The 26720-nt window shown below is 39.4% G+C and carries 24 protein-coding genes; 2 read left to right on the forward strand and 22 right to left on the reverse strand.

What is annotated here, in order from left to right; translation table 11 throughout:
- Nucleotides 1–19: 19 nt before the first annotated feature.
- From plsX to AR328_RS02625, 5 genes are all read right to left on the reverse strand, one after another.
- The gene (plsX, locus tag AR328_RS02605; protein ID WP_066289185.1) at nt 20–1012 is read right to left on the reverse strand and encodes a phosphate acyltransferase PlsX; all 993 of its coding nucleotides are present in this window, start codon (nt 1010–1012) and stop codon (nt 20–22) included.
- Complete coding sequence (gene fapR / locus AR328_RS02610; RefSeq protein WP_066289190.1) at nt 996–1598, reverse strand: transcription factor FapR; 603 nt, start codon at nt 1596–1598, stop codon at nt 996–998. Before fapR ends, plsX begins: the two co-directional genes overlap by 17 nt.
- Nucleotides 1599–1733: 135 nt before the next feature.
- Nucleotides 1734–3803, reverse strand: a complete 2070-nt coding sequence (gene recG, locus AR328_RS02615; protein ID WP_269433496.1) for an ATP-dependent DNA helicase RecG — start codon at nt 3801–3803, stop codon at nt 1734–1736.
- Between the two features lie 157 nt (nt 3804–3960).
- The gene (locus AR328_RS02620; RefSeq protein WP_066289192.1) at nt 3961–5637 is read right to left on the reverse strand and encodes a DAK2 domain-containing protein; all 1677 of its coding nucleotides are present in this window, start codon (nt 5635–5637) and stop codon (nt 3961–3963) included.
- A gap of 16 nt (nt 5638–5653) precedes the next feature.
- Nucleotides 5654–6016, reverse strand: coding sequence for an Asp23/Gls24 family envelope stress response protein (locus AR328_RS02625; RefSeq protein WP_066289195.1), 363 nt, complete (start codon nt 6014–6016; stop codon nt 5654–5656).
- Nucleotides 6017–6311: 295 nt separating this feature from the next.
- On the opposite strand from AR328_RS02625, the gene rpmB reads away from it, so the two are divergent.
- Nucleotides 6312–6500 carry a 50S ribosomal protein L28 gene (gene rpmB / locus AR328_RS02630; protein WP_066289197.1) on the forward strand — a complete coding sequence of 63 codons (189 nt, stop codon included), beginning with the start codon at nt 6312–6314 and terminating at the stop codon, nt 6498–6500.
- An 87-nt stretch (nt 6501–6587) separates the two neighbouring features.
- On the opposite strand, the gene spoVM is transcribed toward rpmB, so the two are convergent.
- From spoVM to AR328_RS02715, 17 genes are all read right to left on the reverse strand, one after another.
- Entirely contained in the window at nt 6588–6668 is an 81-nt protein-coding gene (gene spoVM, locus AR328_RS02635; RefSeq protein ID WP_066289202.1) for a stage V sporulation protein SpoVM, read from the reverse strand.
- Nucleotides 6669–6765: 97 nt separating this feature from the next.
- Nucleotides 6766–7413 (reverse strand): thiamine diphosphokinase, encoded by a 648-nt coding sequence (locus tag AR328_RS02640; RefSeq protein ID WP_066290156.1) that lies wholly within the window; start codon nt 7411–7413, stop codon nt 6766–6768.
- A 94-nt stretch (nt 7414–7507) separates the two neighbouring features.
- Entirely contained in the window at nt 7508–8164 is a 657-nt protein-coding gene (rpe, locus tag AR328_RS02645; RefSeq protein WP_066289209.1) for a ribulose-phosphate 3-epimerase, read from the reverse strand.
- Between the two features lie 2 nt (nt 8165–8166).
- Nucleotides 8167–9048: a ribosome small subunit-dependent GTPase A gene (rsgA, locus tag AR328_RS02650; protein ID WP_066289214.1), complete on the reverse strand. Its 882-nt coding sequence runs from the start codon at nt 9046–9048 to the stop codon at nt 8167–8169.
- Between the two features lie 58 nt (nt 9049–9106).
- Nucleotides 9107–11071: a Stk1 family PASTA domain-containing Ser/Thr kinase gene (pknB, locus tag AR328_RS02655; protein ID WP_066289217.1), complete on the reverse strand. Its 1965-nt coding sequence runs from the start codon at nt 11069–11071 to the stop codon at nt 9107–9109.
- Nucleotides 11068–11823 carry a Stp1/IreP family PP2C-type Ser/Thr phosphatase gene (locus AR328_RS02660; RefSeq protein ID WP_066289222.1) on the reverse strand — a complete coding sequence of 252 codons (756 nt, stop codon included), beginning with the start codon at nt 11821–11823 and terminating at the stop codon, nt 11068–11070. Before AR328_RS02660 ends, pknB begins: the two co-directional genes overlap by 4 nt.
- A 4-nt stretch (nt 11824–11827) precedes the next feature.
- Nucleotides 11828–12910, reverse strand: a complete 1083-nt coding sequence (gene rlmN / locus AR328_RS02665; RefSeq protein WP_066289225.1) for a 23S rRNA (adenine(2503)-C(2))-methyltransferase RlmN — start codon at nt 12908–12910, stop codon at nt 11828–11830.
- A complete protein-coding gene (rsmB, locus tag AR328_RS02670; protein ID WP_066289229.1) occupies nt 12911–14257 on the reverse strand; it encodes a 16S rRNA (cytosine(967)-C(5))-methyltransferase RsmB in 1347 nt (448 codons plus the stop codon).
- Nucleotides 14254–15204, reverse strand: coding sequence for a methionyl-tRNA formyltransferase (fmt, locus tag AR328_RS02675; protein ID WP_066289234.1), 951 nt, complete (start codon nt 15202–15204; stop codon nt 14254–14256). The genes rsmB and fmt overlap by 4 nt, the downstream gene beginning before the upstream one ends.
- A gap of 1 nt (nt 15205) precedes the next feature.
- Nucleotides 15206–15685, reverse strand: a complete 480-nt coding sequence (gene def, locus AR328_RS02680) for a peptide deformylase (protein ID WP_066289241.1) — start codon at nt 15683–15685, stop codon at nt 15206–15208.
- 91 nt (nt 15686–15776) lie between these two features.
- A complete protein-coding gene (priA, locus tag AR328_RS02685) occupies nt 15777–18194 on the reverse strand; it encodes a primosomal protein N' (RefSeq protein ID WP_066289243.1) in 2418 nt (805 codons plus the stop codon).
- Entirely contained in the window at nt 18191–19399 is a 1209-nt protein-coding gene (coaBC, locus tag AR328_RS02690; protein ID WP_066289249.1) for a bifunctional phosphopantothenoylcysteine decarboxylase/phosphopantothenate--cysteine ligase CoaBC, read from the reverse strand. The genes priA and coaBC overlap by 4 nt, the downstream gene beginning before the upstream one ends.
- 154 nt (nt 19400–19553) lie before the next feature.
- Complete coding sequence (gene rpoZ / locus AR328_RS02695; protein ID WP_066289256.1) at nt 19554–19775, reverse strand: DNA-directed RNA polymerase subunit omega; 222 nt, start codon at nt 19773–19775, stop codon at nt 19554–19556.
- Between the two features lie 3 nt (nt 19776–19778).
- On the reverse strand, nt 19779–20393 hold the full coding sequence (gmk, locus tag AR328_RS02700; protein ID WP_066289259.1) for a guanylate kinase: 615 nt from the start codon (nt 20391–20393) through the stop codon (nt 19779–19781).
- Nucleotides 20394–20402: 9 nt separating this feature from the next.
- Entirely contained in the window at nt 20403–20666 is a 264-nt protein-coding gene (remA, locus tag AR328_RS02705; RefSeq protein WP_066289262.1) for an extracellular matrix/biofilm regulator RemA, read from the reverse strand.
- 57 nt (nt 20667–20723) lie between these two features.
- Nucleotides 20724–21596 (reverse strand): YicC/YloC family endoribonuclease, encoded by an 873-nt coding sequence (locus tag AR328_RS02710; RefSeq protein WP_066289266.1) that lies wholly within the window; start codon nt 21594–21596, stop codon nt 20724–20726.
- A 149-nt stretch (nt 21597–21745) separates the two neighbouring features.
- Nucleotides 21746–24424: a calcium-translocating P-type ATPase, SERCA-type gene (locus AR328_RS02715; protein WP_066289269.1), complete on the reverse strand. Its 2679-nt coding sequence runs from the start codon at nt 24422–24424 to the stop codon at nt 21746–21748.
- Nucleotides 24425–24913: 489 nt separating this feature from the next.
- On the opposite strand from AR328_RS02715, the gene AR328_RS02720 reads away from it, so the two are divergent.
- On the forward strand, nt 24914–26623 hold the full coding sequence (locus AR328_RS02720; protein ID WP_066289271.1) for an Rqc2 family fibronectin-binding protein: 1710 nt from the start codon (nt 24914–24916) through the stop codon (nt 26621–26623).
- Nucleotides 26624–26720: the final 97 nt, after the last annotated feature.

Genomic DNA, 26720 nt, shown 5'->3' on the forward strand with positions numbered 1-26720 from the left:
CTCCTATTCTTTATAAAAATTATTTTGAGTTATGCTTTTCAACAACTTCCTTTATGGTATCTGAAACATTATGTGCAACCATTTCCCGTGTCTGTCTCACAGCATTGTAAAGTGCATTTGCATCCGATGATCCATGTGCTTTAATAACTGGAGCCTTCAAACCAAATAGCCCCGCACCGCCATATTCAGAGTAGTCCATTTTAGACTTCAAATGAACTAAATCCGGCTTAAGAACGGCAGCAGCCATCTTGCTTTTAAAACTGCTCGTCAATGCGGACTTCAACATTTTAAAGACGGAAAGGGCTGTGCCTTCAATCGTCTTCAGAACCATATTGCCAGTAAATCCATCTGTGACTACAACATCTGCAGCACCCTCTAGCAAATCCCTTGATTCCACATTACCGATAAAATTCAAATCAGCATTCTGAAGCAATTCAAATGTATGCTTTGTGAGTTCATTTCCTTTTTTTTCTTCTGTACCAATGTTAAGAAGGCCAACCCTTGGATTGGAAATCCCACGGACCTTTTCCGAATAGATCGATCCCATTATGGCATACTGCAAAAGATGTTCAGGCTTTGCATCAACATTGGCACCAACATCAAGAAGTAAAAATCCCTCTCCGCCAATTGTTGGCAAGGTTGGAGATAATGCTGGTCTTTCTATCCCCTCAATGCGGCCAACTACAAAAAGGCCTGCCGACATTAAGGCACCTGTGTTTCCAGCTGAGATACAAGCGTCAGCTTTTCCATCAGAAACGAGCTGTGCTGCCAGAACCATAGAGGCATTCTTTTTTCTGCGCACGGACCTTACAGGCTCATCTGTTGCTAGGATGACTTCATCTGTATGTAAAATTTCAATTCGATCCGGATTCGTTAAATATTCTTTAATTTTCGATTCGTCCCCAACAAGGGTAATTTCAATATCTTTATATTCAGCAGCAGCTTTCATTGCTCCAAGCACGATTTCTTTAGGAGCATGATCGCCCCCCATTGCATCAATCGCTATTTTCATGCTGTTGTTCATCCTTTTTTGTTTTTTTGTGAGAACGATACATATCGAATTCCCCTTTAAAAACTAACTCATTATTCACATAGCTCGCAACTTCCACGATTGTCCTGCCATTTTCTGCATCAATGCTCACAACTTTCGCCTTTGCAATGACTCTTTCCTTATGCTTCACGGATCGGGTGAATTGAATACTTGCTTTAGCAGTTAATGCAAGCTCGTCATTAATCATTGCCACTGCTAATGAATTGGCCTGAGCAAATAAATGATGACCACGGGCAATTTTGTTTCGGCTAAAAACATGCTCTTCATTAATATCTAAAATTGAAATAGCCGTTTTATCTAATTCAATATCAATAATTTCACCAATAATTTCTTCAATGGGCAAGGATCGGACTTCATTCTCAAACCTTTTCTCTGCTACGTGCTTTATTCGTTCGCGCAGCTCAGGAATAGATAATTCGAGCCTGTCCAGCCGGATTGTCTGCACACTGACAGAAAACTTTTCAGCAAGCTCTTCATCAGTAATAAAGGGATTTTCTTTAATCGTTGCCGTTAATAATGCCTGCCGCTCTTTTTTATTTCTTCGCATCTTTTACACTCCGTCCCAGATATTAAGACTAGGTACTAATAGTAGTATATAATTACGAATAGTATATTGCAAGCAGAAATAAGCTCTGTCACACCAGAGCTTATTGAAACCACATACTATTTTTGGAAGGAATTTTTAATCAAGTTTTTCGCCTTCCAACACTCCTGATTCTCTTAAGTATGCTCTTAAATATTGAAAATCCGGCATTGTCCAAAATTCATTTGTTTGAATTAATTGTGCCGCATCATCTCTAGCTGTCTCCAAAGCTCGGTAATCATGCACCATATCGGCTACCTTAAATTCAGGAAGTCCGCTTTGTTTTTTTCCAAAGAAATCACCTGGCCCTCTTAGTTCCAGGTCTCTTTCGCTAAGAAGAAAGCCGTCATTCGTTTCAGTCATAATTTTCATTCTTTCTTTCCCTGTTTCTGACTTCGGATCGGCCAAAAGAATACAAAAGGATTGATCGCTTCCGCGTCCTACCCTTCCTCTTAACTGATGCAGCTGGGACAAACCAAATCGTTCCGCATCATAAATGACCATCATCGTAGCATTGGGAACGTTCACGCCAACTTCAACTACCGTTGTCGAAACGAGGACTTGAATGTCATTATGGCTAAATTCCTTCATTACTGCTTCTTTTTCATCGGAGTGTAATCTGCCATGCATTAATCCAACTTGATAGCGCCCATTAAAAAAGTGTGTTAATTGCGCATGCACATCGATTGCATTCTGAACGTCCAGTTTATCTGATTCCTCGATTAGCGGGCATATGACATAGGCCTGATGCCCAGCAAGAAGCTCCTTTTCAACAAAGCCCAATACTCTTTCAAGCATAGAGGGCTTTGCCCAATACGTTTCGATCACTTTTCTCCCTGCCGGCATTTCATCAATAATGGATACATCCATTTCTCCAAAAACTGTAATGGCTAATGTTCGCGGAATAGGCGTCGCTGTCATAAATAAAACATCGGGGCTTTCCCCCTTCTCCCTCAAAACTCTTCGCTGTTCAACCCCAAATCGATGCTGTTCATCTGTAATGACAAGGCCAAGTTTCTGAAATTCAACCTCATCTTGTATCAAGGCATGCGTCCCTATCAGAACATCAATGGCCCCTTCCTTAAGAAGCTGCAGTATTTCTCGGCGTCTTTTTCCCTTGACCGAGCTTGTCAGCAGCTCACACTTTATCTGAAAGGGATCAAGCATTTGTTTCAATGATTCAGCATGCTGTTCTGCCAATATTTCTGTTGGGACCATTAACGCACCTTGAAAGCCTGCTGTTCTGGACGCATAAAGCGCAATCGCCGCAACCGCAGTCTTTCCAGACCCTACATCTCCCTGCAATAACCGGTTCATTCTATATGGCGACTTCATATCAGAAAGTATTTCATTGATCACTCTTTTTTGTGCATTTGTAAGGGAAAATGGCAATGACTGAATAAATGACTTAAGATTTTCGAGATGATAATGTTGACTGATGCCGTTTGAGTTTTCTCTATCAATCTTTCGTAATGCCTGCATTTTTAATTGAAAATAAAAAAACTCTTCGTAAACAAATCTTCTTCTTGCCTGCTTTAAATCATTTTGATCAGCAGGAAAATGCATGATGTTTAACGCAGTCCTTCTATTCATTAGCTTGTATTTAACTAAATATATTTCAGGTAATGTTTCTTCGATCTCAGCCCCAAATTGGGAAAAAGCAAGACTGATAAAGCGCCTTAGCCCTTTAACCGTTACTTTCCCCTTTACCGTGTAAACCGGCTCAAAATCTTTACTTTTTATGACAGAACCAACATGCAATTCACTTGCTGTAATCGTTTGACGATGCTGGTCCCATTTTCCCGTAACTGTGACCGTATCATTAATGGTGATTTTGTTTTTCAAATATGGCTGATTAAATAAAACTGTCTGTATAAGATAGTTTCCAATTAATAATCTTAGCGTTAATCTTGACCGCTTTCTTCCATAATAGACAAGAGAGGGCTCACTATGTACCTTGCCAATAACAGTCACTCTATCTTCATGCTTAACCTCTGCCAAATCCTTTTGACGGTAATCTTCATAGCGGTATGGAAAATACTCTAGTAAATCCTTTACAGTTTTTATATTCATTTCGCCTAATGCTGCAGCGGTTTCTTCTCCAATCCCTTTAACGGCCGTAACTGGAAGAGTCATATTTGGCTCTAATACTTTATGATGATTTGACAAAGATCTCACCTCCAGCTTTCGAATCTATTTAATCAAAAAATGAGTTACCCAATCATTTATTTAGCCAAAAAAGAAGGGGAGGCCCCTTCTTTTCTATGTGTAAGATCAACAGATAACTCCTTCAATTGTAAAGAAGGCCATTCGTTATCAATTCTTATTATTCAATTGCAAAAATAAATGCATATAGCGGCTGTTTTCCATCATGTATTTCAATTTCAACGTCTTCAAATTCTTCTTCTACAAAGCTGACGATCGCTTCCACATCTTCATCAGAAGCGTCCTCGCCTTTAAGGATTGTTAGGATTTCCGAATCCTCATCAAGCATGCGGCCAAGAAGATCTTTCGCAGCTTGGACTTGATCTTTGTTTTTGACTAGGATTTTCCCTTCGGCGATGCCCATGAAATCATCCTTTTCAATTTCAAGACCTTCAATGCTCGTATCTCTAACAGCAAATGTAATCTGTCCTGTTTTTACATGTTGGAGCGCATCTGTCATTCCGTCCTTATTGCGGGCTAAATCAGCACCTGGATTGAAAGCAAGCAAGGCTGACATGCCTTGAGGTACTGTCTTTGTCGGAATGACGATAACCTCTTGTTCCGCGACTTCCGCAGCCTGCTCAGCCGCCATAATAATATTCTTATTATTAGGAAGGATTATTACTTTTTTGGCATGAACCTCTTCAATCGCCTTCACAATATCTTCTGTACTCGGGTTCATGGTCTGACCGCCTTCAATAACTGCATGGGCGCCAATACTGCGGAATAGGTCAGCAATGCCCTGTCCCATTGAAACAGTAACAATTCCGTATTCCTTTAATTCTTTCGATACAGGTGCAGAGCTTGCTTGCGTTTGAGCCCCTTCAACTAAGTTCGTATGCTGCTGGCGCATATTTTCGATTTTCATATTGAAAAGGCTTCCATAACGCTGACCATATGATAAACAATCGCCAGGCTGTTCGGAGTGAATATGGACCTTAACAAGCTCATCATCAGCAATAACTAATAGGGAATCACCAAATTTACTTAAGTCATTTCTAAATGTTTCTTCGGAAAATGGACTTTTCGCAAGCTTATCTGATTCAAATTTGACCATAAATTCAGTGCAATAACCAAATTCAATATCTTCTGTATTCATAAAGCTATGTATGTTTTTGTGATGCTCTGCGCTAACCAAATCTGCCATTTTTGGCAATACTGAAGGACTGTCAGGCAGTTCTTCACCCTTTAATTGAGCCAGGAATCCTTCATAAACAAAGACAAGCCCTTGGCCACCACTGTCAACTACCCCTACCTCTTTTAAGACGGGCAGCAAGTCTGGAGTGCGGCTAAGAGATGCATTTGCCTCTTTGATTACTTCTTCCATTAAGGCAATCAAGTCATTTTCATTTTGGGCTACTTGGACTGCTTTTTTTGCTGAGTCTTTTGCTACTGTCAAAATGGTTCCTTCAACAGGCTTCATAACAGCTTTATATGCCGTTTCTACTCCACTTTGTAGTGCATCAGCAAATTCTTTGCTATTAATTTCGGCCTTATGCTCAATGGCTTTAGAAAATCCACGGAAAAGCTGAGATAGAATAACCCCTGAGTTCCCGCGTGCACCCATTAGCAACCCTTTAGATAGTGCTGAACCAACCTTACCAATATGATCTTGAATATTATTCTTTACTTCTTTCGCTCCGGAAGTTAGAGACAAATTCATATTTGTTCCAGTATCACCATCAGGAACTGGGAAAACGTTCAGTGAATCAACATATTGGGCATTTGCGGATAAGTGTTTGGCTCCCGTAATGACCATATCTGCGAAACGTTTTCCATCTAGTGCTTTAATTGACACAAATCTTTCCTCCTCACTACGGGTTCGTCACACGAACTCCTTGAACGTAAATATTAACCGAATCCGTGCTTAGTCCCACTGTTTTATCTAGGATGTATTTAACCTTTGACTGCACGTTGTGAGCAATCTCGGAAATTTTCGTTCCATAACTTACTATAATATACATATCAATATGTACTTCGTCTTCATCCTGTCTAACAATAACCCCACGTGTGAAATTTTCTTTACGCAAAATATCAGTAAGTCCGTCCTTGAGCTGATTTTTGGAGGCCATTCCTACAATTCCATAACAATCAACCGCAGCCCCACCTGCAATTGTTGCAATTACTTCATTCGAAATATCAATTTGACCGAATTTCGTATTAAGTTCGATGGACATCTTTCTTCCCCCTTTGGAAAATACTCCTTGGCTAAAATCATTTTACTATATACTTTGTCATTTTGAAAGCTAGACTCTAGCCTCCTTATTATAGCTTACCGCTCTATAGTGTATGTCAAGGATTTTTTCTTGAAAGACACCTATTGCAATATAAAGGGTTGTATGATAAATTATTAAAGTATCTTTTAATGTCTACAAATTTATTGATTTCGCGACATTAAATCAAAATGGTCATCTAACATAGCATCGAAAGCATGAAAAATAGCTTCAGCCTATGTGTAAGGAGGGAAATAATATGCCACGTAAATGTGTAGTCACTGGTAGAAAAACAACAACAGGTAATGCACGTTCCCATGCAATGAACGCTAACAAGCGTACTTGGGGTGCAAACCTTCAAAAAGTACGTATTCTTGTAGACGGTAAGCCACAGCGTGTTTGGGTATCTGCAAGAGCACTTAAATCTGGTAAAGTAGAACGCGTATAATATGAAAAGACATCCAATTGGATGTCTTTTTTAATGCAATAAATAAAGCACCCTTGACAGGTGCTTCGATTTCTTGCCCGACTAACTTCAATTTTTCTTAAAGGTTCCTAACATTGCGCGTACGATGCCGCCCAAAAATCTAGGCAGTTTAATTGTATAAAATCTCATATCACGTGTCCCTCCTCACGATCTCACACATCCATCTAAGCCTTCGCCATTATCATCTTATTCAAATAAATATGATAAGTACTAATAATTGGGGAACTTAATCTTTACTTCTTACAACCATTATTATGCCTTTTGAAAATGAAAAATTCCCAATATCGTTAATAAGTTCATTACTAATACATAGCGTGGACCCCATAGGAATATGACGATCCTTTAATGGATACTTAAATCCGTTTAAGGTAAGACCGGTAATTTCCTGTGATAGTGGGATAAATGAGATATATTTAAACTGAAGATTTCTTCTGATTTCGTGAATTCCCGGTCCTTTTAAATAGATGATATTACTTTGGTCAATGATTTCGATTTGGGTATCTTCATCTTGCAGAAATGGCCTAACAAGAAGCTGTATATTAGCTAAAAAATGGTCTAATCTTCCGCCCGTAGCCCCAAATACGCGAATGAAATCAGGCTTCTGTTTGATTGCCCAGTTTAATGCTAACTCCATATCTGTTTCATCCTTCTCAGGCTGATAACGTTTCAGGTCTGAAATCCGCTCCTCAATCATGGCCAATTCCTTATCTGATACCGAATCAAAATCCCCAAAGGCAATCGATGGGTGAATCCCGAATGAGAGAAGGGTTAAGACGCCTCGATCAACTCCTATCCAAATATCCCCTTCTTGCTTGTACGTACTTAAATTTGGCAGCAGGGTTACCGGTCCTCCCGCAAGTATATTAATAATCACGATACCATCTCCATCATTTGAAAAAGGCTGACTCATATTGTGGGAGACTCCATGATGTCAATGGAGTTGATCCCTCGAGTCAGCCTTGAAAGTTTTAGTGAATCAAATTGCCTTTTATTGCTGCAATTGCTTTAGCCCGATCCTTTTGACTGTACACAGCTGAACCAGCAACTAAAACATTAGCGCCTGCCTCAATACATAGCTTTGCTGTTTCTTCATTTACTCCGCCATCTACTTCAATTTCAATGTTTAGACCTTTTTCGTCAGCCATCCTTTTGACTTCTGTAATTTTCGGAAGAACGGATGAAATGAACTTTTGACCGCCAAAGCCAGGGTTAACTGTCATTAGCAATACCATATCAACATCCTCGATGATATGCTCAATCGTATTTACAGGTGTTGCTGGATTTAGAACAACACCAGCCTTTACCCCCAAGGATTTAATAAAATGAATCGTCCGATGAAGATGACGGCAAGCTTCCACATGGACGGTAATATAATCTGCTCCCGCTTTCGCAAATGCCTCTATATATTGATCTGGGTTTTCAATCATTAAATGGACATCTAAAGGCAGCTTTGTAACCGGTCTTATCGCTTCAACGATAAGCGGACCAATCGTAATATTAGGAACAAAATGTCCATCCATTACATCCACATGGATATAATCTGCTCCCCCTTTTTCTACATCTTTTATTTCTTCCCCAAGCTTGGCAAAATCAGCTGATAAGATCGATGGTGCAACTTTCACCATAATTAGTACCTCGGCTTTCTCTCTTTAATTTCCTGCAAAAATGTTTTGTAGTGCTCATATCGATAAAGTGGAATTTCATGATTGTCCACCGCTATTTTCACCGCACATTTTGGTTCTGCTAAGTGAAGACATCCTCTGAATTTACAATCCTCACTATGCTGCTGAATTTCGGGAAAACAGAAGTTTACATCTTCCTGCTCAATATCGGTAAACTCCAATGAACTAAATCCTGGAGTGTCGGCAACCAGACCGTTGCCAACCTTTATTAGTTCAACATGTCTAGTCGTATGTTTCCCCCTGCCTAAATGAGAGGAGATATCATTTGTTTTTAATTCAAGATCTGGCCTTAAAGCATTTAGCAAGGAGGATTTTCCTACCCCTGACTGTCCGGCAAAAACAGAGATTTCTCCATCCAGAAATGGAGACAATTCTTTAATTCCTTCCTCTGTTTCTGAGGAAGTTAATAAAACTTGATAACCAGCTTTTCGATAATCATTGGCATATGATTGAATTTCCTCGTATTGTTCATCATTTGTTAAATCCATTTTTGTAATGCAAATAATTGGTTTAATATGATTAAACTCTACTAATACAAGAAACCGATCTAGCAGTGCTGTACTAAAGCTTGGTTCAACTGCTGAAAATACAAGAATTGCTTGGTCTACATTCGCGATAGGCGGCCTGACAAGCTCATTTTTCCGTTCTTTAACTTCTAATATATAGCCTTCTTTATCATTTTCAGCTTGAAAAACGACTTCATCACCGACAAGAGGAGTCACCTTATTCTTCCGAAAAACTCCCCGTCCGCGGCATTGGACAGTTTCATTATCACTTATTACATAATAAAAACCGCTTAATGCCTTAATAATTTTGCCCTCAGGCATAGCAACACTCCTTACCATAAAAGTTTATTTAGCATTAGTTTGAGGAGCACCCTTAACATTATTCAGAAAATGGCACATATTTCTGATCAATTAACTCATTGTCTCTTCTTACTTGGTAAACTGCTTGTTGTCCAGCAGCAATCGTAAATTCGATTGTAAATGTCCTAGTTTCTGTAATGTACTCCGTTAGAGCGGGTTCATTCAAATCCCTCAACATATCATCAATATAAATTTGAACCTCCTGTGGCAGTCCATCCTCAGACGGCTCATATGGAACGACGATCTCTCTAACAACTACTTTTGGCGGTATTTCCTCTTTCCCTTTAGAAATAACGACCTTCACTTTTTTCCCTTTCGATAACTCGGTGCCTGGAGGAGGATCTTGTGAAATAACATTTCCTTCCTGTATCTCATTTGAGTATGCCTCTGTTGTTTCAATTATTAACCCTGTAGATGCCTCATATTCTTGTAGCCCTTTTTTATTGTGCCCTTTTAAATCTTTTAATGTTATTGGAGTTGGTCCTTTACTTACGGTAAATTCTAATACCGTGTCCTCTGGAACGACTAGCTCACCCTTTTCGATGTTTTGTTCGATTATCTTTCCAGAAGGAATGACCTCATCATATACTTCCTTTTTATCAATAAATTTAAAATCTTCTACTCCTAATAACCTAACCACATCATCATAAGAGTGATCGGTATAATCCGCTATTTCAAACTTTTCCTTGCCCAAGCTTTCATAAATATCAATGTCCGAACCTTCTTTAACCGTTTTTCCTGCTTTAGGTTCAGTCCTTATGACTAGTCCTTCATCCAATTCCTCATCGTTTATCCGGATCGGTTCATTCACCTTAAATCCTGCCGCTTCGAGCTCCGCTATTGCTTTATCGATCTCATCGCCAGTTAAGTCAGGAACCACCACTTCTTTTGGTGAAAACAAACCAGGAAGAACAAAAACAACTAATATTCCTAAAATAATTAGGCCAATAAACGTAGAAACTAATATCGCTGGCCATTTCTTTTTCTTTTCCTTCTTGTTTTTCTTATCCTTTTTCGGTTTAGTTTCATCAGCTTGGTGAACGGCTTTCCCGTGAACAACTGTCTCATCTCTAGCCGGAAAAGAATGCTCATCTGTAATAATAGGAATAGCTTTTGTTGCATCATCATCGACCGGAATGATAAATTTGGCCTCATCTAGTCGTTCAGGATCTAAGCTTGAGCTTAAATCATCTTCCATCTCTTCTGCACTTTCATAGCGATGAAAGGGATCTTTTGCCGTTGCTTTTAAAACAATGTTTTCCAGGCTTTGCGGAATGGATGGATTCCATCTTCTTAATGAAGGTGTTTCAGATTGCAAATGCTTTAGAGCTATGGAAACAGCAGACTCACCGGAAAATGGCAGCCTTCCCGACAGCAATTCAAACATAACAATTCCAAGAGAATAAATATCAGACTTGCGGTTTGCCATACCGCCCCTTGCTTGTTCAGGCGATAAATAATGAACAGACCCAAGAACTGAATTCGTCTGGGTTATGCTTGTTGCACTTAAAGCCATGGCGATGCCGAAATCTGTAATTTTCACATTTCCATGCTTGTCTATTAATATATTATGAGGTTTAATATCTCGGTGAATAATATGATTTTGATGAGCATGAGCAATCGCAGAGGTCAGCTGCTTCATAATCTCAATCACTTTTTCAACACGAACAGGACTGTTTTGCAGTATGTATTGTTTCAATGTTTGTCCAGCGACATATTCCATGACAATATAATAAAGTGAATCCTCTTCACCAACATCGTAAATACTTACGATATTAGGGTGGGCAAGACTTGTTGCCGATTGGGCTTCTCGGTGAAAACGACGGATAAACTCCTCATCATTAGCAAAATCAAGGCGAAGCATCTTAACTGCCACATCACGGTCAAGAATCATATCATGCGCTAAATATACATTAGCCATGCCGCCTCCGCCGATGACCTCTAGAATTTTATACCTTCCGCTAATTCTTCTTCCAATCATCATATACGTTCACCTGATTCATTATCAAAAAATTCGACAATGACCAATGTAATATTATCTTCGCCGCCATGATTATTTGCCAAATCAATAAGTGCAGCAGCTTTTTCGTCCAACCCTTGACCATCTTTAAGTATATGAATCATTTCTTTCTCCGTCACCTTATTGGAGAGACCATCTGAACATAAAAGCAAAAGGTCATCCTCCTCAAAAATGATTGTCTTAATATCCATATTTACCGTTTCTTCTGTTCCAAGTGCTCTTAATACAACATTTTTCATCGGGTGATGCTCTGCATCCTCTTTTGAAATTTGTCCTGAACGGACTAATTCATTTACAAGTGAATGGTCATCTGTTAGCTGCTGATAACCATTTTCATTTAAAATATAACAACGGCTATCCCCAATATTCGCAATGGTAGCAAAATGTTTTGTACAGATGGCAGCGACAAGGGTTGTTCCCATTCCTTCACATTCTGATGTATTCTTTGAATGTTCGAAGAGGATGGTATTGCCCTTTTCAATATTGATCCTTAACCATTCTTCAGCTTCATCTGCTGTCTTAATCTCTTCTGTTTCTCCCCATAGCTTCTGCAGATTTGTTAAAGCCATTTCACTTGCCACATCTCCCGCACGATGACCGCCCATGCCATCTGCTACAATGGCAAGGCGCTGGCCGCTGCGGTTTAAAAATATTCCACCGTTATCTTCATTATGCTGACGAATTCTGCCTCGGTCTGTCTTAAAAACAGCTCTCATCTTGTCACCTCGTCTCCTCTTTTCGCTCCTTCGCACGAAGTTGTCCACATGCTGCATCAATATCATGACCTTGCTCTCTGCGAATCGTTACATTAACACCATGATTTTTTAATGTCTTTTCAAATTTAAAAATTTGTTCCTTCGGAGTTCTGACATAATCCCGTTCAGGAACGTAATTAACTGGGATTAAGTTAATATGGCATTTAATTCCTTTTACTAATTTTGCTAATTCCTCTGCATGCTCCACCTGGTCATTTACTCCACCGAATAAACCGTACTCAAAGCTGACGCGTCTACCGGTTTTATTTATATAATAACGGATGGCCTCCATTAAATCTGGCAGCTTATAGGCACGATTAATTGGCATTAGCCGGCTTCTAAGCTCGGAGTTTGGTGCATGAAGAGAAAGTGCAAAATTGATTTGCAAATTTTCATCAGCAAATTGATAAATCTTCGGAATGATTCCACTTGTTGAAACTGTAATATGACGGGCTCCGATATTTAGCCCTTTATCATGATTGACGATTTTTAAGAAGGAAAGCATTTGATCATAATTATCAAAAGGTTCCCCAATCCCCATAATGACGATCGAACTGACTCTTTCCTCTGTTTCATCTAATGCCTGCTGTACTTTTACGACTTGAGCAACGATTTCTCCTGCTTCTAGGTTCCGTTTTAATCCCCCTAGTGTAGATGCACAAAATGTACAGCCAATTCTGCAGCCTACCTGAGTCGTTACACAAACAGAATTGCCGTATTCATGCCTCATTAGGACGGTTTCAATCGAATACCCATCATGAAGTTCAAATAAAAATTTAATCGTTCCGTCAGAGGATTGCTGTTGAATAATCGTTTTCAATGTCGTTAAAGTAAAAGAATCAGATAATTTTTCTCGTAATCCCTTCGATAAATTGGACATGTCATCAAAGCTTAAAACCCTTTTCGTGTAAAGCCAATCAAAAATTTGATCGGCACGAAACGTCTTTTCATTCATTTCTGCTAGCCAGTCTTTTAACTCATGCAGCTGTAAAGAATATATGGACGGTTTTTGTTCTGTTGTTACTGCTTCCTTTGTAGCTTGTTCCATTCATTTTACCTTCTTTCTTAAGCAGGCTATATAAAAGCCATCAGATCCAATATGTTGCGGCAAAATTTGAAGCTGAAACCCATTAACAAGCGGACGAATGGCCTTAGGCATCCGTTCCTTCATAGATAGATCTCCTTCAAATTCATCATTCTCATTTAAAAAAGCCTCTACTACATGCTGATTCTCTTCAACATCAACCGTACAAGTACTATAAACTAGATTACCACCTTTTTTCAATAAAGGGGAAACCGCATTTAATAAGTTTTTTTGTACGGCTGCTAATTGAAAAATATCTTCTTCTTTTTTCGTATATTTCATATCAGGTTTTCTTCTCATCACGCCAAGACCTGAACAAGGGGCATCCATTAAAATACGGTCAAATGATGCTTGTTCAAAATGTTCTTGAACCTTTCTGCTGTCAAGGGGAGTTGCTGTTATATTGGATAATTTAAGCCTTGTCGCATTTTCCTGAATCAGTTTTACTTTATGATCATGCAAATCAAGGGAAATAACCTGACCTGTATTAGAAAGCTTCTCTGCTATATGAGTAGATTTCCCTCCAGGAGCAGCGCACGCATCTAAGATTCGTTCATTTTCTGAAATACCTAAGGCGTATGCAGCAAGCATCGAGCTTTCATCTTGAATGGTGATCAGCCCATCCTTGAAGATTTGTGAATGGGCAAGGTTGCCGCGGTAACATTTAATTGCTTCAGGAATGACAGGGCTTTGTTCAATCTGATAGCCATCCTCTTCCAAAAGCCTAATGCATTCTTCTACTGTCGTTCTAGTTAGATTGACCCTTGCCGTTTGTAATGGAGCTGTTAAATTAAGTTCGCACATTTCTTTCGTTTTTTCATACCCAAGCTGATCTGCCCATCTTTTCACGAGCCAATACGGGTGACTTGTTTCGATAGAAAGTCTTTCAATCGGGTCCTCAATTGTTTCCAAGGAAGGCAAGCCCGACCTTTGAATATTTCGAAGAATGCCATTAACCATTCCGGAAATTCCTTTATGGCCACGGTTTTTTGCAATTTCAACTGCTTCAAAGATCGCTGCCCGGTCCGGAATTTTATCCAAATAAATCATTTGATATAAAGTAAGCCGCAGTAATTGAACGACCCAGCTCTCAACCTTTTTATTCCCCTTAAGAAAGGGCTTTAAAAAGAAATCAAGGCTCATTCTTCTTTGCAAAGTTCCGTAGGTTAATTCGGTTAGCAGGCCCGTATCCTTTGAGCAAATTTGGTTCTTGTTAATAAAATTGTTTAGAAGCAAATTGCTGTAAGACTGATTTTTTTCTATCGTCTCCAACAAGTCCATTGCGGTTTCACGGACGTTCTTCTTTTTCATTGTTCAACTCCTAGACGATCCCCAATCTGTACTTGTGAACCAGCTCCTCTTAAAAATTGCTCCGCAGTCATCTTTTTCTTTCCTGCTGGCTGAAGTTCGATAATTTTAATGGCGGTCGCATTCTCTGTTGCAATGACTAATGCTTCGTCCTCTATTCTTATAATGGTCCCGGGCGCCTGTTTTGAATCCTCTTTCACTTTTTCAGACCACCAAACTTTAATGACGGCATCGTTTAATGTTGTATAAGCAACTGGCCAAGGATTTAACCCGCGTATATGGTTATAAATATCCTCACCTGTTTTTTTCCAATCAATTTTTTCCTGCTCTCTTTTAATATTTGAGGCAAAGGTCGCTTCAGCATCATTTTGAGGGGTAGGCTGCAATTCCCCTTTGATCAGCTTAGGCAAAGTATCGGATAAAAGCTTTGAACCTGCCACACTAAGCTTATCGTGAAGCGTACCAACTGTATCAGTTTCTGTAATTGGCACCTCCACTTGGGTTAATATATCCCCTGCATCAAGCTTCTCGACCATATACATAATCGTAATCCCCGTCTTTTTCTTTCCTTGAATAATGGAATAGTGGATAGGTGCACCACCTCTTAATTCCGGAAGCAAGGAAGCATGAACATTTATACAGCCGTATTTTGGAGCTTCTAATAGCTCCTTAGGCAAGATTTGCCCAAATGCGGCAGTTACGATTAAATCAGGATTCAAAGCTAGGATTTTGTCTAGCTCTTCTCTATCTCTGATTTTTTCCGGCTGATAAACAGGGATCCCATGGATTTCCGCCTCTGCCTTCACAGGAGGAGGTGTTAATACCCTTTTTCTCCCTACAGGACGGTCAGGCTGTGTAACAACGGCAATCACCTCAAAGCCATCATTAATAATTTGCTGCAGGACAGGAACAGAGAAGTCAGGTGTTCCCATAAAAACAATTTTTGTCATATTACTCCGCTCCTTCCAGCTCAGATTCTTCAAGGTATCTAATGACTTTGGAAGTAAAAAGAATTCCTTGAAGATGATCAATTTCGTGTAAAATCGCTCTTGCCAAGAAATCCTCTGCTTCAAGTGTATAAAGTTTCCCTTTCCGATCTTGTGCTTTGATTTTCACATAAGCAGGTCTATTTACTTCTCCATATAACCCTGGAAAACTCAAGCAGCCTTCTGGCCCAATCTGTTCTCCCTTTATTTCCAATATTTCCGGATTGATCATTTCGATTGTGCCGCTATCATCATCAATATCGACAATCGCTATTTGCTGATCAAGGCCGATTTGTGGGGCGGCAAGTCCAACCCCGTCAAATTCAATCATCGTATCATACATATCATTTAATATTTTTACGAGTTTTTTATCAAAAAACTTTACTGGTTTACACTGTACCTCTAATATTTCAGAAGGATAAGTGACAATTTTTCTGACTGACAATCTAGTTCCTCCAATGGCTTCTTATTTACCTATTTTCAACTATTTTCACATGATTCATAACTAAATTTATCTAAATCTTTCTTCAATTATATTACATTAATATATATGGATTTAGATCAACGGAAATTTGCAGTCCACCTGAATGAATCTCGTGCTGATAGTGATCAAGCATCTTTTTGAGAGACTCGCCTAACGCTGGTTCCCGTTTGTATTTTATCAAACATTGGTATCTATATCTATTATTAATCCTAGGGATTGGAGAAGCAACAGGGCCAAGACATATTGCTTCATTAGATAGCCTGGACCTGATATAGGCTGTGATTTTTTCTGTAACAGAGACCGTCTTCATTAGCTCCTCATGGCTAACAGTCACTAGGGATATATAGTAAAACGGCGGGTATTTGTGGATTTTCCTTACCATCATTTCTTTATCATAAAAACGGGCATAATCCTGCTCTCCTGCTAATTCAACGCTGTAATGCTCAGGGGTATATGTTTGAATAACAACCTCTCCTTCAAGTTCATGCCTTCCTGCCCGTCCGCTAACTTGTGTCAGCAGCTGAAAGGTTTTCTCAGACGATCTGAAATCTGGGAGGTGGAGCATTGTATCAGCGGATAATACACCAACTAAGGTGATGTTAGGGAAATCCAGTCCTTTTGCAATCATTTGCGTTCCAAGAAGGATATCAGCATGCCCCTCCTGGAATTGATCGAGGAGTTTCTCATGGGCACCCTTTTTACTCGTTGTATCTACATCCATGCGGATCACACTTGCTTCAGGAAGAACTTTTGCAAGTTCCTCTTCGACTTTTTGCGTCCCCGTGCCAAAATAGCGAATATGCTCACTCTGGCATTCTGGGCAGTTTGTTGGTACATGTGCCTCATAGCCGCAATAATGGCATTTCATCTGCTGGCTAAACCGATGATATGTTAAAGAGATGTCACAGTTAGGACAATTAACAACATATCCGCAATCCCTGCACATGACAAAGGAAGAGTGGCCCCTTTTATTTAGAAATAAAACAATTTGTTCCTTTTTTTCTAATCGATCTTTTATTTTTTCGAGCAGTGTTTGTGAAAACATCGAGCGGTTTCCGGATCTCAATTCTTCTCTCATATCGATGATGGCTACTTCAGGCAAGGCTTGATTATTCATTCTCTTCGGCATCGATAGAAGCTTGTAAACTCCTTTTTGTGCCCTTGCAAATGACTCGAGAGAAGGGGTCGCACTTCCTAGGACGACAGGACATTTATGGGTAGCCGCCCTATGGACCGCCACATCGCGGGCATGATATCTCGGATTATCTTCTTGTTTATAGCTAGTCTCATGCTCCTCATCAATGATGATGATTCCGAGATTTTGGAAAGGAGCGAAAATGGCTGATCTGGCACCGACTACTACCTTTACTTCCTGCCGTTGAATCTTACGCCATTCATCATATTTTTCACCTGTTGAAAGTCCGCTGTGAAGGACGGCTACTTGGTCGCCAAATCTCCCCTTAAATCTTTTCACCATTTGCGGGGTTAGTGAAATTTCGGGAACGAGGACAATCGCTTCTTTTCCCTTCTCAAGGACCATTTGAATGGATTGCAGATAAACCTCCGTTTTGCCGCTCCCGGTTACACCATATAATAAAAAAGTTTCATGGCTTTCCATTTCAATCGTTGATAAGATTGGCTTAATCGCATTTTCTTGGTCAGGTGATAAAGGCAATGGTTCCGTTCTTACAAAAGTTCGTTCCCCAAAAGGATCCCTGTATACCTCTAATTCAGTTTGCTGCAATATCCCTTTGTTGATTAATCCATTCACAACAGAAGAGGTAATTTCAACCTTTAAGAGAAGCTCACGCAGCTCAATGTTTTTCTCCTCAGACTGTATAAAAAACTCCAGCACTTGCTTTTGTTTATTAGCTTGAGGCAGCAAGTTTTCTATTTCAGCATATAGTTCTTCATTACTTAAATTTGTAGATATTGCCTTAAGCTTTTTCTTTCTTACTCGTTCCTTTACTTCATATAAAATTTCAACTGTCCCGTTCGTTACCTCTTTCTGCAGCATAGATAAATAGCCCTTCTCAACTGCTTCCTGCCAGGAAATAATGTCCCGGTTGACGAAAACCTCTTTAACCAGAGGTGGTAATTCAACTGAATTGTTGTCTGCGATTAGTTTAAGTTTTTTTTCATATTTAGCCTTTAAAGCAGCAGGGAGCATGACTTGGTAGGCTGAAATCTTATAACAGAGTGTTGTTTCCGTTAACCAATCTCCTAATGTTAAGAGTTCTTGATTCAATACAGGAGTTAAATCCATTGGCTCGATTAACTTTTTTAATAGTTTGAAATTAGAATTAGCTTTGATTTCCGTCACAAAGCCTTGAATTTTTCTCGGTCCAAAAGGAACGATCACCCTCATCCCAATTTGTATAACATCTATTAAATGATCCGGGATTAAATAATCAAAAGCCCTGTCTGTTTGTCTTGCCGGTACATCAACGATTACACTGGCAATGTTCATTTATGTTCATTCCTTAATAAAAGTGAAGCTTCATGGAGTATTTTTGCTGCAACCTCATGCTTTGACATAAGCGGGAGCTCTTCTTGGGTGCCGTCCCGTTTAAATAACGTCACAATATTCGTGTCAGTTCCAAAGCCTGCTCCTTCGGTTTTTACATTATTTCCGACAATCATATCGGCATTTTTTTTCTTAAGCTTTTCACGGGCGTACTCTGCCACATGATCTGTTTCCGCAGCAAACCCTATTAAAATTTGATGTTTTTTTGCTTGACCAAGTTCAAAAAGAATATCCTTCGTTCTCTCAAGCTCTATGCTTTGTTCTCCTGGCTGTTTTTTTACTTTATGATCATATGTTATTTTTGGACGATAGTCTGCAACCGCAGCCGTTTTTATCACGATATCTGCATTTTCGTATTGGGCCATTACGGCCTTGTACATTTCTTCAGCGCTCTCTACCTTTATTACATTTACACCAGCTGGAGTTTTTAGTGAAACAGGACCAGAAATGAGCATTACATTTGCGCCGGCCTTTGCAGCCTCCTCTGCAATCGCATAGCCCATTTTTCCCGAAGAATGATTCGTAATATATCTGACTGGGTCAATTTTTTCCCTAGTAGGACCAGCTGTAATAACAAGCTTTGTTCCTGATAGATTTATAAGGTTTGTTTGAAAATGGTCCCCAATCAGTTCTGTTATCCTCTCTGGCTCCTCCAGTCTCCCTTTCCCTACATATCCGCATGCAAGATATCCTTCTCCCGGCTCGATAAACCTATAACCGAAGCTGTGCAGCGTGTTCATGTTTTTCTGAACAGCTGGGTGATTGTACATATGGACATTCATTGCAGGTGCAACCCAAACAGGAGCTGTAGCAGCTAGCAGTGTAGTCGTAATCATATCATCCGCAATCCCATTTGCCAGCTTTCCGATAATATTTGCTGTGGCAGGTGCAATTAAAATTAAATCAGCCCAATCAGCTAGATCGATATGGGCAATCACTTTAGAATCTTTTTCATCAAATGTATCTGTATAAACATCATTTCGAGACATAGCTTGAAATGTTAAGGGGGTAACAAATTTTTCAGCTGATTCACTTAGAATAACCTTTACGTCTGCACCAGCCTGAGTTAGTTTACTAGTCAAGGCAACAGACTTATAAACGGCAATGCCGCCTGTAACGCATAAAAGAATTTTTTTACCGATGAGCATAATCGGACCTCCATCCACCAACAAGTTCTACCTTTATTATGCAAGAAGTGCCTTTTTTTTTCATCTTTTAATCATAATTGACCTTACTTTTTACCTAAACAATTTAGTTAAGAAATAAAAATAACAACCAGTTACGGTTGTTATTAATCAGGTCCTATTCGTAAGCTTCATCCTTTTGCTTTTTTGCAAGACGGTAGTGAAGCTGGTCCGCATTGATTTCTTCTAATGCTTTGCCTACATTTTTGTGAGATACATATTTATCAAGCTGTGGCTTTGCATTTACTTGCATCATGCGGGCGCGCTTTGCAGCTACAGATACAAGTGAATATTTAGAATCAATTTTTGTCATTAATGAATCAATAGAAGGATATAGCATATATTATTCAACCTCCAGCATTTTTATATATCGTGGCTCTACACGTTCTCTTCGGCAATGTTCGGCAACGACAATTGCTTTAATTCTTTCACATGCAAGCTCTATTTGGTCATTTTCCACGACATAATCATACAAGTTCATCATTTCAATTTCTTCTTTTGCAACCGACATCCGGTTGTTAATAATATCTTCCGTTTCTGTTCCTCTTGTGACAATTCTGTTTTTTAGTTCCGATAGACTTGGCGGAACAAGAAAAATGAATAAGCCATCCGGGAATTTTTTGCGTACTTGACGAGCACCCTGTACTTCGATTTCTAAGAAAACATCCTTTCCATTATCCAATGTCTCTTGCACATAATCAACAGGTGTACCATAATAATTCCCAACGAATTCCGCATACTCAAGAAGTTTTTCTTGTTCAATTAAAGCCTCAAATTCTTCACGGGATTTGAAGAAATAGTCTATTCCATCAACCTCTCCTTCCCTTGGTGACCTAGTTGTCATTGAAATAGAGTATTCAAATGCAGTATCCGGCTGCGAAAAGATCTCTTTCCGAACTGTTCCCTTCCCTACACCGGAAGGGCCGGACAAAACAATCAATAAACCTTTTTCCTTCATTATTCAATCCTACCCTTCATCACTAGTATCATCTCTGTCATCTAAACGGTGAGCAACGGTTTCTGGCTGAACTGCTGAGAGAATGACGTGGTCACTATCCATCACAATAACTGCCCTCGTCCGCCTGCCATAAGTTGCATCTATTAATGAACCGCGATCACGAGCATCTTGTATGATTCTTTTTATCGGTGCTGATTCGGGGCTTACTATAGAGATTATACGATTGGCTGAAACAATATTGCCAAAGCCAATATTTATTAATTTAATCGCCATCAGGTTCCTCCAAGTATCAGTTATATATTTTGGCCCCGCGAGCCTTTTTCTAAACAGTCATTCAATATTTTGGACCTGTTCCTTCATTTTCTCCAGCAAGCTCTTCATTTCTACTACGAAAAAAGCAATAGAAGAATCATTTGCTTTCGAACCGATCGTATTCACTTCACGATTCATCTCCTGAAGGATGAAATCTAATTTTCTTCCAATCGGTTCATTCACTGGCAATGTTTGTGAGAACTGATTGATATGACTATAAAGACGAGTAACTTCCTCGTTAATATCTGATTTATCGGCGAAAATAGCTACTTCCGTTAACAATCGTGCTTCATCTACTTGCCCATTCAAAAAATCAGACATCCTCTTCGCTAGTTTCTCTTGATATTGCTGTACTACTTTCGGGGCTTGCTCCTTTAATTCAGAAAGCCGCTCATTTAATTTACGAAAGTTAGAGTTTAGATCCTTTTCGAGCTCTACACCCTCTAACTTACGCATTTGACATAATTGTTGACACGCCTCTTCTACAGCGGCAAGCAACACGCATTCTACATTTTCATTATTCGTTTCTTTATCTACAATTAAAATAAGCTCTTCTCTCGTTACATCTTGTAGCGTAATTTCAGTTTCAATTGCATATTTCTTTTTAATATCCGTTATGTAATTAACATATTCGTCTAATAATGCCCAATCTATTTGAACATGCCGACTTGTCAGGCTCTGTCCCTCAACTGTAATATACACTTCGGTTCTGCCTCTTTGAACATATTCACTAATCTTTTTCTTAATTTTATCTTCCAGATAAAGAAGCTGTTTCGGCATTCTAATTTGGTATTCAGAAAATCGATGATTTACCGATTTAACTTCAACTATAGCAGTAAAAGAACCTTCATTCTTCTTCCCTCTGCCAAATCCAGTCATACTAATAACCATATTAAACACGCCCTGATCAATGGATTACAAAAAGTTTTAAACATTAGTTCGTATTTTACCATAAGTAAGGAAAAATGTATTTAAAAATTTGTATACGAAATAAAAAGGCAATAGAAAATGCTCTATTACCTTTTGGATTATACCATATCTTATTTTCTTTTTCTTGCCAAAAAGGAACCCGCTAATAAAAATGTCGGTAAAGCAGCAAGCCCAGTAATCATAAACCAATCTTTCATTTCCACTGGCACTGTATGGAATATTGGCTGTAATGGCGGATAGTAAATAACAACAAACAATAAAGCCAATGATGAAATAACTGCCCAAACTAAATATTTGTTGCCAAATGGATTTCTTGCAAAGACTGATTTCTCACTGCGGCAATCAAATACGTGAATAAGCTGAGCCATTACTAAGGTGGAAAAAGCAATTGTTTGTGCATAGGCTAGATCATCTGGATTTTTATTGTAGACGATGATGAAGGCAATTAAAGTAACAACCCCGATCAAAAAGCCTCGTGATACAACTTTCCAGCCAAGTCCTCTAGCAAATACTCCCTCTCTAGGATTTCGTGGCTTCCGTTTCATCACATCATCCTCAGGCTGATCTAAGCCTAAAGCCATTGCAGGCAAGCCATCCGTTACTAGGTTTACCCAAAGAATTTGAATAGGCACTAACGGAAGAGGATAACCAAGCAGCATTGCAAAAAGCATAACAAGAATTTCACCAACATTGGACGCCAGCAAATATCTAATAAACTTTCTAATATTCTCGTAAATATTTCTGCCTTCTTTAATTGCTGCTTTAATCGTAGCAAAATTGTCATCAAGCAGAACTAATGCTGATGCTTCCTTTGCCACATCTGTCCCTGTTATCCCCATCGCTACCCCGATATCTGCAGCCTTAATGGCCGGCGCATCATTAACCCCATCACCTGTCATTGCCACTATATGGCCTTTGTTCTGTAAAGCCTTAACTATTTTCAGCTTATGCTCCGGGGAAACTCTAGCAAATACAGATACATCATCGACTATTTCTTCCAATTCATTAACATTCATTTCTGAAAGGGCTTTTCCATCTAAAACCTTTGAGCTGTTCGTTAAAATCCCGAGCTGACTTGCTATTGCTTTGGCGGTAATCACATGATCACCGGTAATCATGACTGTTTTAATTCCTGCGTCCCGGCATTCCTTCACAGCATCCTTTACTTCTGGTCGTGGAGGGTCAATCATGCCATGAAGTCCAATAAAGGTAAGATCTCTTTCTGCCTCTTTTTCATGTAAAATGATTGTGTTTTCAGGAATTTCTCTAAATCCTATCGCAATGGTTCTTAAGGCTTGTGAAGCTAAGCCTTCAATTGCTTCTTGAATGATATTAGAAACATCACGAGACAAAAGCTTGCGTTTTCCGTCCCAAAGCACACTTCTGGATATTCCAGCCAACACATCGGGTGCTCCTTTTGTGACAATAAATTGCCTGCCATTGTAATCCTTTACAACGATGCTCATCATTTTTCTGGACGAATCAAACGGGAATTCCTTCATGATTGTATATTGGCTTAATAAAGTGTTTCGGCTGTATCCTGCTTTCATTGCCGCAACGAGCAATGCCCCTTCTGTCGGATCTCCATCGATAACATATTCATTATTTTTTTGTTTTATTTCTGCATGATTGCAGAGCATTCCAAACATAAGCAATTGCTGAAGTGATTTTTCATTCTTTAATTCTATTTGCTTGTCATTTCGATAGAACTTTCCTTGAGGTTCATAGCCAACCCCATCAACACGCCAAACGTCGCCGCCGCTCCAAAGGTGAGTAACAGTCATTTTGTTTTGCGTCATTGTTCCTGTTTTATCTGAGCAGATAACCGATGCACAACCAAGGGTTTCAACAGCAGGAAGCTTCCTTACAATTGCCTTCTTCTTAATCATTCTTTGGACGCCGAGGGATAAAGCAACCGTCACAATAGCTGGAAGCCCTTCTGGAATAGCAGCAACAGCTAATGAAACTCCAGCAAGGAACATCGTGTATAGATCATGCCCTTGTAAAACCCCAACAACAACTACGAGAACAGTAAGTAATAGAGCGACGGTAATAAGAATTTTTCCAAGCTGCTCGAGCCTGCGCTGCAATGGGGTTGTCATCGTTTCAGCCTTTTGCAGCAAATCAGCAATTTGCCCCATCGCTGTTTTCATCCCGATGGCAACGACTAGTCCTACTCCGCTTCCGCGGGTGACTAATGTGCCCATGAATGCCATGTTTTCCATATCGCCAATCCCTAGATTTGCTGCTTTAATAGAGCCTGTTGTTTTCGAAACCGGCAGAGATTCTCCAGTAAGCGCAGATTCTTCCACTTCAAGGCTATTGGATTCTAGTAATCTCACATCTGCCCCGATTCGGTCTCCACTTGAAAATTTAATAATGTCTCCAACGACAACTTCCTTTGAGGGAATCTTCATCCATTCCCCATCTCTTAAAACGCTAACTTGAGGCGCCGAAAGCTCTTTCAATGCAGCTAATGATTTTTCCGCCTTCCGCTCTTGAAAAAAACCAAGCAACCCATTTATTAACACAATCGCAATAATAGCGACAGCATCTATGTATTCACCAAGAAGCCCTGAAACAAGCGTCGCTGCCAGTAAAACAAGGACCATGAAATCCTTAAATTGGCTAAAAAATATAAGTATGGCAGACTGTTTTTCTCCTTCTTCCAATTCATTATAGCCAAATTGTTTTCTTCGGTTTTTTACATCGTCTTTAGTTAAACCGGCTTTCTTATCAGAATTAAGGGCCTGCTCAACTTCTGTTTCATTCATTTCATGAAATTTCATCAGACATCACACTTCCTCCTATTGTCAAAAAGCAAATATTTGTACAAACTAGAGTTATGACCGTTATTATGAAAAGATGCCTTTATAATGACAGCATTCGGACCTACCACCCCTTTAAATTTTCAAACATCACCCCGAAAACAGCCTTGTCTAAAGAAAGCTTATTCAGACTCGTCCAAAAAAATGCTATTATATTTAGGAGAGCAGGATAAATGCCAATGAAGAAGAATTGAGCGGACACTGAATCCGTTATTTCTATTGAATTACCTAAATTTAAGGCTAACCGGACACAGAGGATGCTGTTACCCGAAAAACAGTAGGAAATTGATGCATCTTCACCTAATAACGGAACGTAAGTCCGCAAACATCAGAAATAAACACCCTTTTCCTCAAATAACGGTCCTGTTGTCCGTAAAGCGCTAATATTGTTGCGTCGCCTCACTTTGTATAGGCAAGTGTAATAAAAATATAAGAAGAGGATGTTCCCTTATGTCATTTGACGGTTTATTTACTAGGGCCATGACAGAAGAATTGACCCGTGAATTAAAAGGCGGAAGAATTAATAAAATTCATCAGCCTTATAAAAATGAAATTATTTTAGTAGTAAGAGCGAACGGAAAAAATCATAAGCTCCTCCTATCTGCGCATCCAAGCTATGCAAGGGTGCAGCTGACAAATGAAACACATGAAAACCCAGCAGAGCCGCCTATGTTTTGTATGCTTTTAAGAAAGCATTTAGAAGGGTATTTTCTTGAAGATATCAAGCAGGTGGAATTAGATCGGATTATTATTTTTGAAGTAAAAGGGCGGAACGAAATCGGGGATACGTCCTATAAACAATTAATTGTTGAAATTATGGGCCGGCATAGCAATATTACATTAGTCGATAAAACAAGAAATATGATTCTAGATAGTATTAAGCATGTTTCATTTGCCGTCAATTCACATAGGGCCATATTGCCTGGACACGAATACATATTGCCGCCAAGTCAAAATAAATTAAATCCATTTCAAGCAGACGAAACGGAAGTGTTGCGGCAATTGGATTTTAATAGCGGGAAGCTCGATAAGCAGCTCGTCTCAAGCTTTGCTGGAATATCTCCCCTTTTCGCAAAGGAAGTTATCTTTCAGGCAGGCTTAGCTAATCGGACAACTTTGCCGAAGACGTTTTTAGCATTATTGCAAAAAGTGAAGGCACAGCAACTGCAGCCCGCTATAACAATGAGTGAAGCGAAAGAGAGCTATTATCTTTTTCCATTAACTTATTTACAAGGAACGGCGAGGGAGTTTCAATCACTTAGCGAAATGCTTGATCGCTATTATTTTGGCAAGGCTGACCGTGACCGTGTGAAACAGCAAGCACATGATCTCGAACGATTTATCCTGAACGAAAAAGAAAAAAACGAGAAGAAAATCGATAAGCTTTTAGCTACTTTAAAGGAAGCAGAAAACGCGGATATTCATCAGCTGTATGGCGAATTAGTGACAGCTAATATATTTGCGATTCAAAAAGGAATGAAGGAAATCGAAGTCATCAATTACTATGATGAAAATGGGGCTACCGTAACCATTCCATTAGAGCCGCAAAAAACGCCTTCGGAAAATGCTCAAAAGTATTTTACTAAATATCAAAAAGCGAAAAATGCTATTAGTATCGTAAAAGAACAGATCGAGATCGCTAGAAAAGAGCAAGCATATTTTGAAGCATTGCTGCAGCAGGTTGAATCGGCTTCACCGAAGGATATCGAGGAAATTCGCGAAGAGCTTATTGAAGGTCATTATATAAAAGATAAACAGAAGCGAAAAAATAAAAAAGTCCAAAATGCCAAGCCTGTTCTAGATCGCTACATATCTTCGGACGGAACAGAAATATTAGTCGGAAAAAATAATAAACAAAATGATTACTTAACAAATAAGCTGGCAGGCAGAGATGAGATTTGGCTCCACACGAAAGATATCCCAGGGTCCCATGTAGTCATTCGCAGCAAAGAACCAATGGAGCAAACAATTCTAGAAGCAGCATCACTTGCAGCCTATTTCAGCAAAGCGCGTAATTCCAGCTCAGTTCCTGTAGATTTTACACAGATTAGACATGTCAAAAAGCCGAGCGGTGCAAAGCCGGGGTTCGTCATCTATGATAATCAGCAAACGATTTATGTGACCCCTGATGAGGAAACCGTTCTCGCTTTAAAAAAATAATAAAGAGGCTGGGACATAACTAGCTTCAAATAGTGAGAAAGGAGAATTTGAGTGAACTCAAATTCTCCTTTCTCTATTTTTTGATATTAATTCTTAT

Origin of the sequence: Bacillus sp. FJAT-29937 (genome assembly GCF_001509555.1) — a bacterium.
Lineage (GTDB): Bacteria > Bacillota > Bacilli > Bacillales > Cytobacillaceae > Cytobacillus.

Coding starts and splice junctions, on each gene's coding strand:
- plsX (WP_066289185.1), bottom strand. CDS start 1,012: ATGAAAATAGCGATTGATGCAATGGGGGGCGATCATGCTCCTAAAGAA.
- fapR (WP_066289190.1), bottom strand. CDS start 1,598: ATGCGAAGAAATAAAAAAGAGCGGCAGGCATTATTAACGGCAACGATT.
- AR328_RS02625 (WP_066289195.1), bottom strand. CDS start 6,016: ATGTCCATCGAACTTAATACGAAATTCGGTCAAATTGATATTTCGAAT.
- rpmB (WP_066289197.1), top strand. CDS start 6,312: ATGCCACGTAAATGTGTAGTCACTGGTAGAAAAACAACAACAGGTAAT.
- spoVM (WP_066289202.1), bottom strand. CDS start 6,668: ATGAGATTTTATACAATTAAACTGCCTAGATTTTTGGGCGGCATCGTA.
- rpe (WP_066289209.1), bottom strand. CDS start 8,164: ATGGTGAAAGTTGCACCATCGATCTTATCAGCTGATTTTGCCAAGCTT.
- rsgA (WP_066289214.1), bottom strand. CDS start 9,048: ATGCCTGAGGGCAAAATTATTAAGGCATTAAGCGGTTTTTATTATGTA.
- pknB (WP_066289217.1), bottom strand. CDS start 11,071: ATGATGATTGGAAGAAGAATTAGCGGAAGGTATAAAATTCTAGAGGTC.
- AR328_RS02660 (WP_066289222.1), bottom strand. CDS start 11,823: ATGAGAGCTGTTTTTAAGACAGACCGAGGCAGAATTCGTCAGCATAAT.
- rlmN (WP_066289225.1), bottom strand. CDS start 12,910: ATGGAACAAGCTACAAAGGAAGCAGTAACAACAGAACAAAAACCGTCC.
- rsmB (WP_066289229.1), bottom strand. CDS start 14,257: ATGAAAAAGAAGAACGTCCGTGAAACCGCAATGGACTTGTTGGAGACG.
- fmt (WP_066289234.1), bottom strand. CDS start 15,204: ATGACAAAAATTGTTTTTATGGGAACACCTGACTTCTCTGTTCCTGTC.
- priA (WP_066289243.1), bottom strand. CDS start 18,194: ATGAACATTGCCAGTGTAATCGTTGATGTACCGGCAAGACAAACAGAC.
- coaBC (WP_066289249.1), bottom strand. CDS start 19,399: ATGCTCATCGGTAAAAAAATTCTTTTATGCGTTACAGGCGGCATTGCC.
- rpoZ (WP_066289256.1), bottom strand. CDS start 19,775: ATGCTATATCCTTCTATTGATTCATTAATGACAAAAATTGATTCTAAA.
- gmk (WP_066289259.1), bottom strand. CDS start 20,393: ATGAAGGAAAAAGGTTTATTGATTGTTTTGTCCGGCCCTTCCGGTGTA.
- remA (WP_066289262.1), bottom strand. CDS start 20,666: ATGGCGATTAAATTAATAAATATTGGCTTTGGCAATATTGTTTCAGCC.
- AR328_RS02710 (WP_066289266.1), bottom strand. CDS start 21,596: ATGGTTATTAGTATGACTGGATTTGGCAGAGGGAAGAAGAATGAAGGT.
- AR328_RS02715 (WP_066289269.1), bottom strand. CDS start 24,424: ATGAAATTTCATGAAATGAATGAAACAGAAGTTGAGCAGGCCCTTAAT.
- AR328_RS02720 (WP_066289271.1), top strand. CDS start 24,914: ATGTCATTTGACGGTTTATTTACTAGGGCCATGACAGAAGAATTGACC.